Origin of the sequence: Pseudarthrobacter chlorophenolicus, assembly GCF_000962805.1 — a bacterium.
In the GTDB taxonomy this organism is placed as follows: Bacteria; Actinomycetota; Actinomycetes; order Actinomycetales; family Micrococcaceae; genus Arthrobacter; species Arthrobacter chlorophenolicus_A.
In genome coordinates this window covers 1-14,715 of record NZ_JZTW01000021.1, presented here as the reverse complement: position 1 = coordinate 14,715, position 14,715 = coordinate 1, and the positions used below count along the sequence as shown (strand labels likewise).

Annotated in this window: 11 protein-coding genes; 10 read left to right on the top strand and 1 reads right to left on the bottom strand. The window is 66.1% G+C overall.

The features are described 5' to 3' along the window. Positions 1-168 precede the first annotated feature (168 nt). Positions 169-1,161 (bottom strand): LLM class flavin-dependent oxidoreductase, encoded by a 993-nt coding sequence (locus UC32_RS17500; RefSeq protein ID WP_045732466.1) that lies wholly within the window; start codon positions 1,159-1,161, stop codon positions 169-171. 155 nt (positions 1,162-1,316) lie between these two features. Between UC32_RS17500 and UC32_RS17495 the strand changes: the two genes are divergently transcribed. The 10 genes from UC32_RS17495 (at position 1,317) to fdhA (ending at position 14,658) form a co-directional block, all read left to right on the top strand. After that, entirely contained in the window at positions 1,317-2,189 is an 873-nt protein-coding gene (locus UC32_RS17495) for an aldo/keto reductase (protein ID WP_045732465.1), read from the top strand. A gap of 49 nt (positions 2,190-2,238) precedes the next feature. Beyond that, positions 2,239-2,937, top strand: a complete 699-nt coding sequence (locus UC32_RS17490) for a type 1 glutamine amidotransferase domain-containing protein (protein ID WP_045732464.1) — start codon at positions 2,239-2,241, stop codon at positions 2,935-2,937. A 245-nt stretch (positions 2,938-3,182) separates the two neighbouring features. Beyond that, entirely contained in the window at positions 3,183-4,163 is a 981-nt protein-coding gene (locus UC32_RS17485) for an ABC transporter substrate-binding protein (protein ID WP_045732463.1), read from the top strand. Positions 4,164-4,324: 161 nt separating this feature from the next. Further along, positions 4,325-4,924, top strand: coding sequence for a TetR/AcrR family transcriptional regulator (locus UC32_RS17480; RefSeq protein WP_045732462.1), 600 nt, complete (start codon positions 4,325-4,327; stop codon positions 4,922-4,924). A gap of 350 nt (positions 4,925-5,274) precedes the next feature. Further along, a complete protein-coding gene (locus UC32_RS17475; RefSeq protein WP_045732461.1) occupies positions 5,275-6,771 on the top strand; it encodes an aldehyde dehydrogenase family protein in 1,497 nt (498 codons plus the stop codon). Then, positions 6,772-8,412, top strand: a complete 1,641-nt coding sequence (locus UC32_RS17470) for a GMC family oxidoreductase (protein WP_045732460.1) — start codon at positions 6,772-6,774, stop codon at positions 8,410-8,412. It begins immediately after the preceding gene. A gap of 112 nt (positions 8,413-8,524) precedes the next feature. Next, the gene (locus UC32_RS17465) at positions 8,525-10,138 is read left to right on the top strand and encodes an APC family permease (RefSeq protein WP_045732459.1); all 1,614 of its coding nucleotides are present in this window, start codon (positions 8,525-8,527) and stop codon (positions 10,136-10,138) included. A 465-nt stretch (positions 10,139-10,603) separates the two neighbouring features. Further along, positions 10,604-11,908 carry an aromatic ring-hydroxylating oxygenase subunit alpha gene (locus tag UC32_RS17460; protein ID WP_015938838.1) on the top strand — a complete coding sequence of 435 codons (1,305 nt, stop codon included), beginning with the start codon at positions 10,604-10,606 and terminating at the stop codon, positions 11,906-11,908. Beyond that, on the top strand, positions 11,905-13,311 hold the full coding sequence (locus tag UC32_RS17455) for a ferredoxin reductase (protein ID WP_045732458.1): 1,407 nt from the start codon (positions 11,905-11,907) through the stop codon (positions 13,309-13,311). Before UC32_RS17460 ends, UC32_RS17455 begins: the two co-directional genes overlap by 4 nt. A 135-nt stretch (positions 13,312-13,446) precedes the next feature. Continuing rightward, complete coding sequence (gene fdhA / locus UC32_RS17450) at positions 13,447-14,658, top strand: formaldehyde dehydrogenase, glutathione-independent (RefSeq protein ID WP_045732457.1); 1,212 nt, start codon at positions 13,447-13,449, stop codon at positions 14,656-14,658. The last annotated feature ends 57 nt before the right edge of the window (positions 14,659-14,715 follow it).

Genomic DNA, 14,715 nt, shown 5'->3' with positions numbered 1-14,715 from the left:
CAGAACCAGGCCGGGACTGCAGCCGCTGGGTCACCTGCGGACTACCGGTTGGCGCCCCTCCCGGAGATCCTGGCGGATTCCCGGGGGAGCATTACCCATGGTCATCCCCGGCGGTTTCTCCCGAATATCCCCTTCATTGCGTATGTGTAAAAGTTCGGGAGTGGAACCTCAGACGCGCGCCAGTCCGGCTACCTCGGCCAGCAGTTCCACGGACCGCAGCCGCGCGTCCGTTCCGGTGCTCTGGTGGGCCACGATGAGTTCGTCGGCATCAGCGTGCCTGCCAAAGCCGTCGAGGTAATCCAGGACGACGTCGGGCGTGCCCACAGCGGAGTAGGTCATCATCTGCGAGACGTGCTGGCCCTGCGGGGAGTCGAGGATCATGTCCGCTTCGTCGTCGGTGAATTCGCGGGTTCCCCCGCCGAAGAACAGGGACACGCGGGCGCGCTTGGTGGCCTGCATCATTTCCTGCGCCTCGGACGCGGAATCGGCTGCGATGACGTTGACGCCGGCGATGACGTGGGGGGCGTCCAGCTGGGCTGAGGGTTTGAATTCACGGCGGTAGACGGCCACCGCGTCCTTCAGCGCGTTGGGCGCAAAGTGCGAGGCGAAGGCGTAGGGCAGGCCCAGCTGGGCGGCGAGCCGGGCGCCAAACAGGGAGGATCCCAGGATGTAGAGCGGAACGTTGGTGCCCTTGCCGGGGGTTGCCTCCACTCCCTGGATCCGGGTGGGCCCGGTGAGGTAGCCCTGAAGTTCTAGGACGTCCTGAGGGAAGCTGTCTGCGGACATCGGGTCGCGACGGAGGGCGCGCATGGTGTTCTGGTCGCTGCCGGGGGCGCGGCCCAGGCCAAGGTCGATCCGGCCCGGGTGCAGGGTTTCGAGGGTGCCGAACTGCTCGGCGATGGTCAGCGGCGAGTGATTGGGCAGCATGACGCCGCCGGCGCCGAGCCTGATGCTCTCGGTATTGGCGGCCACGTGGGCGATCAGCACACTGGTGGCGGACGAAGCGATCGAGGACATGTTGTGGTGCTCGGCGTACCAGACCCGCCGGTAGCCCAGTTTCTCGGCGCTCTGCGCCATGGCCACGCTGCCCGCGAAACTCTCCGCCGCCGTCTGGCCTTTGCCGATGGTTGCCAGGTCAAGGATGGAAAGCGGGAGGGTCACGTCGGGTGCCGGCCTTTCAATGGGTCGCGTATAGGGAACGTTGCGTAGTCGGGCCCACCGGGTCGCGGCGGGCACTAAGGGCATAACGACGGCGGCACCCGGCTTATTTCTGTGATCTGCGGAATACTCAGCACACTGATGATGTTGCCGCCCCTATGAGCCAAGATTCAACGAACCAGCTGGAACTGTCCGCCACCATCGACCTCAAGGACCTGGGAACCGTACAGCGGCTCGGCTTCGGTGCCATGCGCATCGTGGGCGACGGCGTGTGGGGCGAGCCCGCGGACCGGGCGGCTGCTGTGGCCGTGGTGCGCCGCGCCGTCGAACTCGGCGTCGATTTCATTGACACCGCGGACTCCTACGGCCCGAACATCAGCGAGGAAATCATCGCCGAAGCCCTGCACCCGTACAAGGACGGGCTGAGGATCGCCACGAAGGTGGGCTTCACGCGAACCGGGCCCAACAAGTGGATTCCTGTAGGCCGACCGGAGTACCTGCGCCAGCAGACCGAACTGGGCCTCCGCAAGCTCAAGGTGGACAGCATCGACCTGCTGCAGCTGCACCGGATCGATCCCAAGGTGGACGCCGAGGAACAGTTCGGCGTGCTGCGCGAGCTCCAGGACGAAGGGAAGGTCCGGGCGCTAGGCCTGTCGCAGGTGAGCGTGGCCGAACTCGAGGCCGCGGGAAAGCATTTCACGGTTTCCACCGTCCAGAACCGCTACAACCTGACCGACCGCAGTTCCGAGGACGTGCTGCGCTACTCCGAGGAAAACGGCATCGGTTTCATTCCGTGGGCCCCGATTTCCGCGGGCGAACTGGCGCAGCCCGGGGGTCCGCTGGACGAAGCGGCCAAGCGGCTTGGTGCCACGACGTCGCAGGTGGCGCTGGCGTGGCTGCTCCGCCGTTCCCCCGTCATGATGCCCATCCCCGGCACCGGATCCGTCAGCCACCTCGAGGAGAACATGGCAGCGGCGGGCATCACGCTCGACGACGACACGTACGCTGGGCTGGAGGCTGCCGGCAAGTAGCGGCGGCTTTCCACGCAGTGCCCAGCAACACAACAGGCAGGAGAACAGCATGGCTAACGTTTTGATGGTCGTTTCAGCAGCCGATTCCCTCACCATGAAGGACGGCAGCGAACACCCCACCGGCTTCTGGGCTGAGGAGCTGGTGGTCTCCCACCAGACCCTGGTGGACGCGGGACACACAGTCCACATCGCAACACCTGGCGGCGCCAAGCCCACAGTGGACCAGGTCAGCCTGGCACCGGAGTCCGCGGGCGGCGAGGAACGCGCTGACGGTTTCCGCGACTACCTGGCCAAGATCGGCGGCGAGCTGTCCGAACCCCTGGTGCTGGCCGACGTCGACATCGCTTCCTATGACGCCGTGGTGATGCCCGGCGGCCACGGCCCGATGGCGGACCTCTACAAGGACGCCGACCTGGGCCGCCTGCTGGTGGCCGCGGACAAGGATGGCAAGGTCATCGCGCCGTTCTGCCACGGCCCGGCGGGCCTGCTCAGCGCAACGGACGACGCCGGGACGTTCACTTTTGCGGGCCGGCGCCTGACGGTCTTCAGCAACGAAGAGGAACTGAACGGCGGCACGGGCGAGAACACGCCTTGGCTCGTGGAGGACGCGCTGAAGGAGAAGGGCGCGATCGTCAACAACGCCGCTGCCTGGTCCTCCCATGTGGTCCGCGACGGCAACCTGATCACTGGCCAGAACCCGCAGTCCAGCGAGGACGTGGCGAAGGAAGTCATCAAGGCTTTGGGCTGACAGGCTTCCCCGGTTTCCGGCGGGGCGGCCTGACGCCGATTTACTGAAGGAGGGGACCAGCTCGTTTGAGCTGGTCCCCTCCTTCTGCGCATCCGGATTGTGACCGCAGCGGTCCCCCGGTTAACTGCGGTTACTTCCCGTATCGCTCCGTTTCGGGGCCTTTGATTCTGCCGGTGGCACTCCCGGATAGTTGCTGCAACGCGCATCATCCGCCGCATCTACTTCGTACCTCCAAGGAGGAAACCATGGCCATCCCCACGCCGAAACCGGCCCTTATTGCCGCCCTGGCAGTGTCTCTGCTGGGCCTGGCCGCATGCGCCGATCCGGGCGCGACGGCGGCGACAGCGCCGACGTCGGAAGCTACCGCCACCGCAGCCGGCAAGACCTTCAACCTGACCCCTGAACAGAACCGTTTCAAGGTGGACGTGGACCAGGCAGCGGCCGCGCAGGTTCCTGACGCCATCAAGGCAGATGGCAAGCTGACCGTGGTAACCACCGGCGGCACGGCCCCGCTGAGCACGTTCGCCTCCGACAATAAGACCCTGATCGGCAGCGAGGTGGACATTGCCTACGCCGTGGGCGAGACCCTCGGCCTGCAGGTGGAGGTCCTCCCGGTCGCGTGGGCGGACTGGCCGCTGGGCATCGAGTCGGCCAAATACGAAGCCGTTCTCTCCAACGTGACCGTCACGGAGGCCCGCAAGGAGAAGTTCGACTTCGCCACGTACCGTAACGACCTGCTCGGCTTCTATGCCAAGAGTGACTCGGACATCACCGAGGTGAAGGAAGCCAAGGACGTGGCGGGCAAGCGGATCATCGTGGGCTCCGGCACCAACCAGGAAGCCATCCTGGTGCGCTGGGACGAGGAGAACAAGAAGAACGGCCTCAAGCCGGTGGAGTTCCAGTATTACGACGACGACTCCGCCTCCGGACTGGCCCTCCAGTCGGGCCGTGCGGACCTGACCTTCGGGCCCAACGCCGGCGCTGCCTACAAGGCGGCGAAGGATGGAAAGACCAAGCAGGTGGGCACCCTGGAGGGCGGCTGGCCGCTGAAGGCCGAGATCGCGTTCACCACCAAGAAGGGCAACGGCCTGGCCGTCGCCGCACAGAGTGCCCTGAACCACCTGATCGAGGACGGCACCTACGCCAAGATCCTGGACCGCTGGGGCCTGTCCTCCGAGGCAATCCCGAAGTCCGAACTGAACCCGGCGGGCCTGCCCAAGAAGTAAGCGGACCGCCGACGAATGGATCCCCGTCCGGGCAGTGGTAACACTGCCCGGACGGGGATTCTGCGTTATCCGGCGATACCAAGGCGCCGTTTGCGTAACCCTTCAGGTCCCGCCGGCCCGGGAAGGTGCACTGCCGGCAAGTTTGGCAATAGTCTGGCCAGATGGGGACTAATACCGTGAACTCCGGCGAGCAGCTCGACAGGCAGTCCCGCATCCTCGAAGCGGCCCTGGACCTGCTGTCCCGGCACGGGATCTCCGGGGTGAGCATGCGCTCCGTGGCCCGGGAGGCCGGGGTTGCGCTGGGCCTGGTGAACTACTACTACGACGACAAGACCAGCCTGATCCGGGCTGCCCTCCACCGCGTCGACGAGCATGATCTCTTGCTGGTTACGCCGGATCCGGACTTGACGCCCGATGAACAGCTGCGCACGGCCCTGCGCCGGGTGGCGGGCGCGGATTTGCTGACCACCAAGTACCTGTCGCTGCGCCTCCACCTTTGGGCCCTCGCCCAGGCTGATGAGGGCTATGCCGAGATCAATGCCGCCGCCTTCGACCGGTACATTGACGGCCTCGCCACCCTCGTGGCCAACGCCCGGCCCGGGCTTAGCTGGGCGGAGTGCCGGGACCGCGCGTCAGACATCGTCGTCATCCAGAACGGCATGTGGCTGACCTCCCTCCTGGGCGTGGATAAAGCCTCCATCAAGCGCAGCATCCAGCGCACCGAGGACATCGCCTTCGCCCCTGCACCGGACGCCGGCTAGGCAGCAGCACCACAAACTCCCATTTCAGGAGTCATATTTGAACGAGTGTTCAACTTGCTATTGAACACTCGTTCAACATGCATTACTGTCCTTCTATGACGTACGCCACACCTGGCCGGGTTCCCGCCGACAAGGCCCGGCGCTTCACCCTCCGCGCCGCGCCGCGCTAAGCCCCACCGGCTCAAAACCCCCGGCGCGTTGTCCGCACCACGGACATCGCGCACCGCACAAGTCACCTCCGCAGCACAGCCGCCGCACCATCCGGCGCTGCTCCGCCGTGCCCGCAGCACGGCCGCCGCACCATCCGGCGAGCGCCGGCGCGGCCCGTGACCTACCACCTAGGGAGACACATGACAGCTACAGCAAACACCCTGTTCATCAACGGCTCGTGGGAGGCCGCCGCGACCGGCGCCGTCCGTGAAATCCGCAACCCGGCCGACGGCGAACTGGTCGCAACAGTGTCCGAGGCAGGCCGCGAAGACGCCGAACGCGCCATCACGGCGGCCCGTGCCGCTTTCGACTCCGGAGTATGGTCCAATGTCCCGGCCCCTGAGCGCGGCGCCTTCCTGCTCAAGGTTGCCGCCGGGCTCCGCGAGCACCGTGAGAAGTTTGCCCGCGCGGAATCGCTGGACACCGGCAAGCGGATGGTGGAAAGCCGCATCGACATGGACGACATCGCCGCGTGCTTCGAGTACTTCGGCAGGCTCGCCGGGCAGCAGGCCGGCCGTTTGGTGGACGCCGGGGATTCCGCCGTCGTCAGCAGGATCGCCTACGAACCCGTGGGCGTCTGCGGTCTGATCACGCCCTGGAATTACCCGCTGCTGCAGGCCGCCTGGAAGATCGCCCCCGCGCTGGCCGCCGGCTGCACTTTCGTCCTCAAGCCCTCCGAGCTGACCCCATCCACCAGCATCCTGGCCATGCAGCTGCTGCAGGACCTCGGCCTGCCGGACGGGGTGGCCAACCTCGTTACCGGAGCCGGCCCCGAGGCGGGCGCACCCCTTTCGGAACACACCGCCGTCGACCTCGTCTCCTTCACGGGCGGCCTGGAAACCGGCAAGCGCATCGCCGCAGCCGCGGCCGGGAGTGTCAAGAAGGTGGCGCTGGAGCTCGGCGGCAAGAACCCCAACGTGGTGTTCGCGGACGCTGACTTCGATGCCGCCGTGGACAACGCCCTCAACGGCGCCTTCGTCCACTCCGGCCAGGTCTGCTCCGCCGGGGCCAGGCTGGTGGTGGAGGAATCCATCGCCGAACGCTTCGTGGACGAACTGGTCCGCCGCGCGAAGGACATCCGGATCGGCGGCCCCTTCGACGAGGACGCCGAGACCGGGCCGCTAATCTCCGCCGCGCACCGGGACAAAGTCCACGCATATGTCCAGCGCGGCATGGAAGAGGGTGCCCGGCTCCGCACCGGCGGCGCTGCACCGGAGGGCGAGAAGTACGACGCCGGCTTCTACTACCAGCCCACCGTCCTGGACCGCGTCTCCCGCGGCATGTCCGTGGTCACCGACGAGGCGTTCGGCCCGGTGGTGACTGTGGAAACCTTCCGCACCGAGGACGAAGCCGTGGCCACCGCCAACGACACCGTCTACGGCCTGGCCGGCGCTGTCTGGACCCAGGACGCCGGCAAGGCCCAGCGCGTGGCCGGCAGGCTCCGGCACGGCACCATCTGGATCAACGATTACCACCCCTACCTCCCCCAGGCCGAGTGGGGCGGCTTCGGCCAGTCCGGCGTCGGCCGCGAGCTGGGCCCCACCGGCCTGGCCGAATACCAGGAAGCCAAGCACATCTACCAGAACACCAGCCCGCAGGTCACCGGCTGGTTCGCTGACCACAGCAAGGAGAACTAGATGCACTACGACAACATCGATGACCTTAGCGACCGCGCGTTCGACTACGTGGTGATCGGCGGCGGGTCCGCCGGGGCCGCCGTCGCCGCCCGGCTCAGCGAGGATCCGGACGTGACCGTGGCCCTCGTCGAGGCGGGCCCGGACGACCGGAACATCCCCGAGATCCTGCAGCTGGACCGCTGGATGGAGCTGCTGGAATCCGGGTACGACTGGGACTACCCCATCGAGCCTCAGGAGAACGGCAACTCCTTCATGCGGCACGCCCGCGCCAAGGTGATGGGCGGCTGCTCCAGCCACAACTCCTGCATCGCCTTCTGGGCCCCGCGCGAGGACATCGACGAATGGGAGTCCAAGTACGGCGCCGCCGGCTGGAACGCCGCCAACGCCTGGCCGCTGTACAAGCGGCTGGAGACCAATGAGGACGCCGGCCCGGACGCACCCCACCACGGCGACTCCGGCCCCGTGCACCTGATGAACGTGCCCCCGGCGGATCCTTCCGGCGTCGCGCTCCTGGACGCCTGTGAGCAGGCGGGCATCCCCCGGGCGAAGTTCAACACCGGCGCCACCGTGGTCAACGGCGCCAACTTCTTCCAGATCAACCGCCGGGCGGACGGAACCCGCTCCTCCAGTTCGGTGTCCTACATCCACCCGATCGTGGACCGCCCCAACTTCACCCTGCTGACCGGCCTGCGCGCCCGCCAGCTGGTGATCGACGCGGACAGGCGCTGCACCGGCGTGGACGTGGTGGACGGGGCGTTCGGCCGGACGCACCGGATCACCGCCCACCGGGAAGTCATTGTGTCCACCGGCGCCATCGACTCCCCCAAGCTGCTCATGCTCTCCGGCATCGGCCCGGCAGACCACCTCGCCGCACACGGCATCGAGGTCCTGGTGGACTCCCCCGGCGTCGGTGAGAACCTGCAGGACCACCCCGAGGGCGTGGTGCAGTTCGAGGCGAAGCAGCCCATGGTGGAGACGTCCACGCAGTGGTGGGAGATCGGCATTTTCACGCCCACCGAGGACGGCCTGGACCGCCCGGACCTGATGATGCACTACGGCTCGGTTCCGTTCGACATGAACACGCTGCGGTATGGCTACCCCACCACGGAGAACGGCTTCAGCCTCACCCCGAACGTCACGCACGCCCGCTCCCGGGGTACGGTCCGGCTGCGCAGCCGCGACTTCCGTGACAAGCCCATGGTGGATCCGCGATACTTCACCGATCCCGAGGGCCACGATATGCGCGTGATGGTGGCCGGCATTCGTAAGGCCCGCGAGATCGCTGCCCAGCCCGCCATGGCGGAATGGACCGGCCGGGAGCTCTCGCCGGGCGTCGGGGCGCAGACGGACGAGGAGCTGCAGGACTATATCCGCAAGACCCACAACACCGTCTACCACCCGGTGGGCACCGTCCGCATGGGAGCGGACGACGACGGCATGTCACCTTTGGATGCCCGTCTGCGGGTCAAGGGGGTCACCGGCCTCCGGGTCGCCGATGCCTCTGTCATGCCCGAGCACGTCACGGTCAACCCCAACATCACCGTCATGATGATCGGCGAGCGCTGTGCCGATCTCATCAAGGCGGACTATGCCGGAGCTGACGCACTGGAAGAGAAGGAGCTCACCACGTCCTTCGCCTAAGCGGCAGGAAAAGGGGGCGGCGTTCCCAACAGCGCCGGCCCCCCGCAGAACGTTTATCCCGCCGCACCCCAGGGCGGCCGTTCCCATCGTGCTTTCTGATCTAGGAGTCCATATGGAACCCAGCAAGAGTATTGATTCAAGCGGCATGGACGAATTCGGCTACACCCAGACGCTGGACCGAAGCATCGGCAAGTTTGCCAGCTTCGCGGCAGGTGTCAGCTACATCTCCATCCTCACCGGTGTTTTCCAGCTGTTCTACTTCGGCTTTTCCATGGCCGGCCCGGCGTATGCCTGGTCCTGGCCCATCGTGTTCGTGGGCCAGCTGATGGTGGCCCTCTGTTTCGCCGAACTGGCCGGCCGCTACCCGGTGGCCGGTTCCGTCTACAACTGGGCCAAGCGGCTGGCGTCCGGGACCTCCTCCTGGCTGGCCGGCTGGTTGCTGCTGCTCTCATCCATCATGGCGTTGGGATCGGTGGCGCTGGCGCTGCAGATCACGCTGCCGCAGCTCTGGTCCGGCTTCCAGTTCGTCGGCGACGGTACAGGCCCGTACGACTTCGCCATGAACGGCGTGGTGCTGGCCACCATCATGATCACCATCTCCACCCTGATCAACGCCTTCGGCGTGAAGCTCATGACGCGGATCAACAGCATCGGCGTCTTTGTGGAGCTGGTGGCGGCGGTGCTGCTGATCCTGGCCCTCGGCTGGCATGTGGTGCGCGGCCCGGAGGTCTTTTTCGATACGGCGGGCTTCGGCGAAGGGCATGACCTCGGCTTCTTCGGGGTCTTCCTGATCGGGGCCATGGCCTCCGGCTACGTCATGTACGGCTTCGACACCGCGAGCTCGCTGGGCGAGGAGACCAAGGACCCCAAGAAAACGGCACCGAAGGCCATCCTCCGGGCGGTCACGGCGTCATTCCTTCTGGGCGGCCTGATCCTGCTGTTCGGCATCCTTGCGGCCCCGGACCTGGCCGACCCCAAGGTGGGAGCGGCCGACGGAGGCTTGCAGTACATCGTGCTCAGTGTCCTGGGCGGACCGTTCGGCAAGGCGTTCCTGGCATGCATCGTGGTGGCGGTGGTGGTGTGCACCCTGGCCGTCCACGCGGCCGCAATCCGGATGATGTTTGCCATGGCCCGGGACAACAACCTGCCGTTCAGCCGGCAACTCAGCAAGGTTGACCCCGTCCGCCGCACCCCCACCGTGGCCGCCATTGTCATCGGCATCCTTGCGGTTCTTCCGCTGCTCATCAACGTGATGCAGCCGGCCATCTTCACCATCCTGTCCAGCATCAGCATCGTGCTGATCTACCTGTCCTACCTCCTGGTGACGGTGCCCCTGCTGCGCAAGCGGCTCCTGAAGAAGTGGCCGCTGGCCGATGCCGACGGCGCCGAGCCAGGGTTCTGCATGGGCAAGTGGGGACTGCCGGTGAACATCCTCGCGGTCCTGTGGGGTGGCGCCATGACCGTAAACCTGATCTGGCCGCGGCCGGAGATCTACAACTCGGTGCCGCCCTTCGAGTGGTACCTCCAGTGGGGCGGGGTCCTCTTCGTTGCTGCAGTGACCGGCGGCGGGGCCCTCCTGTACCGGCTGAAGATCAGGCACCAGACGGGCGTGCTGGCCGAGCACGCCGCCGCGGTGGCGGCCCACCCGTCCGCAGGCCCGGCCCATGACGCCGTACTGGGTGCCGCCCCGGCTAAGGAGGAGGCCGTCCCGGCAAAGGTGCCCTAGGTGGCACCACCGCCTGCTGCACAACGCACTTTGAAGGGCCGACGACGGCACTCGCCAGGCCGTCGTCGGCCCTTCCGTGCTGCCCGCCTGCGGGACGGATTTCGAGGCTTTTTGACGCTGACCCACCGGCGCCCGGCGGGCCAATCCACCGCCAGGCCGCGGCGGCGCGACGCACCACGATGTCAAGACATTTCTGTGGCCCCCGCCATGCATTTGTAACTACTTGACAGTCGGCGTGGCATACGTCACGCTGTTGCACATCATGATTGTTGTTGCGTAAGACGCATACGGAAGGACCCAAACATGGAGATGCTTGCCACAAGCTCAATCCGTACGCCGGGCCTTCTTCCGCATCGATCCTCCCCCACCGCGTAACGGCGACATTCCCGACACCGCGAGTTGTCTCCACCAACTCCAAAGTCTCCCCACCAACCGCATACTTACCCAGCCTCCCGGGAGGAAAAAATGACTGCTCCAGTGAACGTGCCCCTCAACACACGCGGAAAACTCGCTTCATCGCTGCCTGCAGAGCAGCAGGCAGAGATCGCTGCGCTGTTCGAGTTCCGGCGCACGGGCTACTCCCTCGACGCCCCCTTCTACACTGACCCGACGATCTTCAAGATCGACATGGAGGCCATCTTCGGCCAGCACTGGATCTTTGCCGGCAGCGTTGCCGAGCTGCCCGAGCCAGGCGACTACATCACCGTCGACTACGGCCCCTACTCCCTGATCGTGCTGCGCAACGATGACGGCGGCGTCAACGTCCTGCACAACGTGTGCCGCCACCGCGGCGCCCGCGTCCTGACCGAAGCCACCGGTTCCACCGGAAACCTGGTCTGCGGCTACCACTCCTGGACCTACTCCCCCGAGGGCAACCTGATCCACGCCTCCGCCCCCGGCGAGGCCAAGTTCGACAAGAACTGCTTCGCCCTCAAGAAGGCCCACAGCCGCGAGGTTGCCGGCCTCATCTTCGTCTGCATCGCTGACGAACCGCCCACAGACTTCGATGAGACCTCGAAGATCTTCGAGCCCTACCTCGCCCCGCACGACCTGTCCAAGACGAAGATTGCCTACCAGCAGAACATCATCGAAGAGGGCAACTGGAAGCTCGTCATGGAGAACAACCGTGAGTGCTACCACTGCGACGGGCACCCGGAACTCGCCTGCTCCCTCTTCCCCACCTGGGGCCTGACGGAAGGCCTGATCCCCACCCACCTCGAGGAGGTCTGGGAACGCAACAAGGAAGCGCAGTCCTCGCTCGAGGAGCGGTGCCGCCGCTACGGCCTCCCCTACGAGGTGGTTGAGGAACTGGACACCCGCATCGCGGGCATCCGGATCTCGCGGGAATCCCTTGACGGAGAAGGCGAATCCTTCTCGGCCGATGGGCGCCGGCTCTCCAAGAAGCTGCTCGGCGACCTGCGGGACTTCCGCCTGGGCCGCTGCTCCATGCACCTGCAGCCCAACAGCTGGTTCCACTTTCAGAGCGACCACGTGATCACGTTCGGCGTCTTCCCCATCAACGAACACCAGACCCTGGTCCGCACCACCTGGCTGGTAGCTGACGACGCCGTGGAAGGCGTCGACTACGACCGTGAGAAGCTGACCTACACCTGGGAGCAGACCAACATCCAGGACAAGGCGTTCGTGGAACTCTGCCAGCAGGGTGCGGCCAGCCCCGCCTACGAGCCCGGCCCGTACATGAAGAGCGAATACCAGGTTGAGGCCTTCATCAACTGGTACACGCAGCGGGTGCAGGAGCACTTGGCATGATTGAGCTCCTCACTGAGACGGCGGCAACCCAGGAGCCGCAGCGTATCCGCGGCCTGGAGATGCCGTGGAACCGGGTCATGGGCAGCCTCGAGGGACCCGCCAGCGCAGCCAAGGCCCTGGGTCCGTGGCATCCTCAGGAGTTCATGGCCGAATGCGTCGAGACCGTTCCCGAAGCGGGCGGCATGATGACGTTCGTGTTCCGCCGCTGCGACGGGGCTCCCCTGGCGTTCCGCGCGGGCCAGTACGTGAACATTGCCTTCCCCGTGAACGGCGACGACCAGGAACCGGTGGACCGCAGCTACTCGCTGTCCAGTTCACCCACGGAACCCTGGACCTTCAGCGTCACCGTCAAGAAGGACGCCGGCGGACTGGTTTCACCGTGGGTGCATGAGAACGTCAGGCCCGGCACGGTCCTGGACATGCTGGGCCCCGTGGGCGCGTTCCACCTGCCTGATGCGGACCGGCGCGCACGGTACCTTTTCCTGGCGGCCGGCGCGGGCATCACACCGATCATGTCGATGCTGCGGACCATTCACGACCTGCCCGGGACCGCTGACGTGGTGGTCCTCTACCACGGTGCGGAAGCCGGAGGCTTTGCCTTCCACAAGGAGCTGGCCTATATCGCGTCCGTGGACTCGCGCGTCAAGGTCTTCTACGCCCTGGGTGACCGCGGCCTGCCCGAGGAATGGGAGGGGTTCAAGGGACGGTTGTCCGCGGCGATGATCGACGAGGTGGCTCCCGACGCCAACGGCCGGCAGGTCTACGCCTGCGGCCCGGAGGGTTACCTGAACACCGCTACCGAGCTGCTCAAGAAGGTGGGCGTCGACGATACCTCTATCTACATGGAGTTCTTCTCGGGTGACCGGCAGACCCTCCTGGAGTACCAGGCGGAGCTGGCGCTGGCAGCGGACATTGCCGAAGAAATCGCCGAGGAGATCGCCGATTCCGCCGAGGACTACTACGAAAGCCAGCCTGCGGCGTTCGGCATGTACGAGCCGGGCTACGACGAGGATGGCACGCTGGAGGCCAGCGGCATGCCGCTTGAAGCGGTGGACCCGGATGCTCCGGCCGCAGAGACCACCGGCACCGCGCCGGAAACCAGCGCTCCCGACGCGTCCAGCTTCGACACCGTGGGAACCGGCAGCCTCACGCTGTCATTCATGCGCACCGGCATCAATGTGCGGATCGACCCGGAGCTCCCCATCCTCGAGGTGGCACAGCGTGCGGGTGTCCGGATCGGCGCCAACTGCAAGGAGGGCATGTGCGGTTCCTGCAAGGTGGTCAAGCTGTCCGGTGAGGTGGACATGAACCACCAGGGTGGAATCCGCAAGCGGGAAATCGACGCCGGCAAGTTCCTGCCCTGCTGTTCCACCGCCCGCACGGACATGGTCATCGACGCGTAGCCACCCGCTGCGGCATCAACGACTGAACCCGACCCGCTGCACCAAAACTGTCAATAGCTGTCCCACGGAAGGTCTGATGCAACCAAGCGTCAGGCCTTCCGTGGCAATCGGAACACCAACCAAAGGAGAACGCCCATGTCAGGTAACAAAGCCGTTGCGTACAAGGAGCCCGGGGTCGTCGAAATCATCGACACCCCCTACCCCACCTTTGAACTGCAGGCCGGCCCCGGCGTCAACCCCATCAATGTTGGCCGGAAGGTCCCGCACGGGGTCATCCTGCGCACCGTGAGCACCAACATCTGCGGCTCGGACCAGCACATGGTCCGCGGCCGCACCACGGCTCCGGCCGGCCTGGTCCTGGGACACGAAATCACCGGTGAAGTCATTGAGGCCGGGCCGGACGTCGAGTTCATCAAGGTGGGAGACATCGTCTCCGTCCCCTTCAACATCTCCTGCGGCCGCTGCCGCAACTGCAAGGAACGCAAGACCGGCATCTGCCTGAACGTTAACCCGGACCGTCCCGGTTCCGCCTATGGCTACGTGGACATGGGCGGTTGGGTGGGCGGCCAGGCCGAATACGTCCTGGTCCCCTACGCCGACTGGAACCTCCTGCGCTTCCCGGACCGGGACCAGGCCCTCGAGAAAATCATGGACCTGACCATGCTCTCGGACATCCTGCCCACCGGTTTCCATGGAGCCGTCACGGCCGGCGTCGGCGTCGGCTCCACCGTCTACGTTGCCGGAGCGGGACCCGTGGGCCTCGCCGCGGCCGCCAGTGCGCAGCTGCTGGGTGCCGCGGTGGTCATCGTCGGTGACCTCAACGAGGACCGCCTGGCCCAGGCCCGGTCCTTCGGCTGCGAAACCGTCAACGTGGCCAACGGCGACCCCGCCGACCAGATCGAACAGATCCTCGGCGTCCGGGAGGTGGACTCCGGCATCGACGCCGTCGGCTTCGAGGCCCGCGGCCACGGCCACGGCGCCCAGGAAGCTCCGGCCACGGTACTCAATTCGCTGATGGACCTCACCACCGCCGGCGGTTCCGTGGGCATCCCGGGGCTTTACGTCACGGGCGATCCCGGCGCCACGGAAGAGGCCGCCAAGAAGGGCAGCCTGTCCCTCTCGCTGGGCACCGGCTGGGCAAAGTCCCTCTCCTTCGCCACCGGCCAGTGCCCGGTGATGAAGTACAACCGGCAGCTGATGATGGCCATCCTGCATGACCGGATTCACATTGCCAAGGCCGTCAACGCTACGGCCATCTCCTTGGAGGACGCACCCCGGGGTTACGCAGAGTTCGACGCCGGAGCAGCCACGAAGTATGTCCTGAACCCGAACGGCTACCTCAACTAAGCCACAGCTTTAGCCCCACGCAGCAAAGGAAGGGCCGACGACGGCGCATACAGCGCC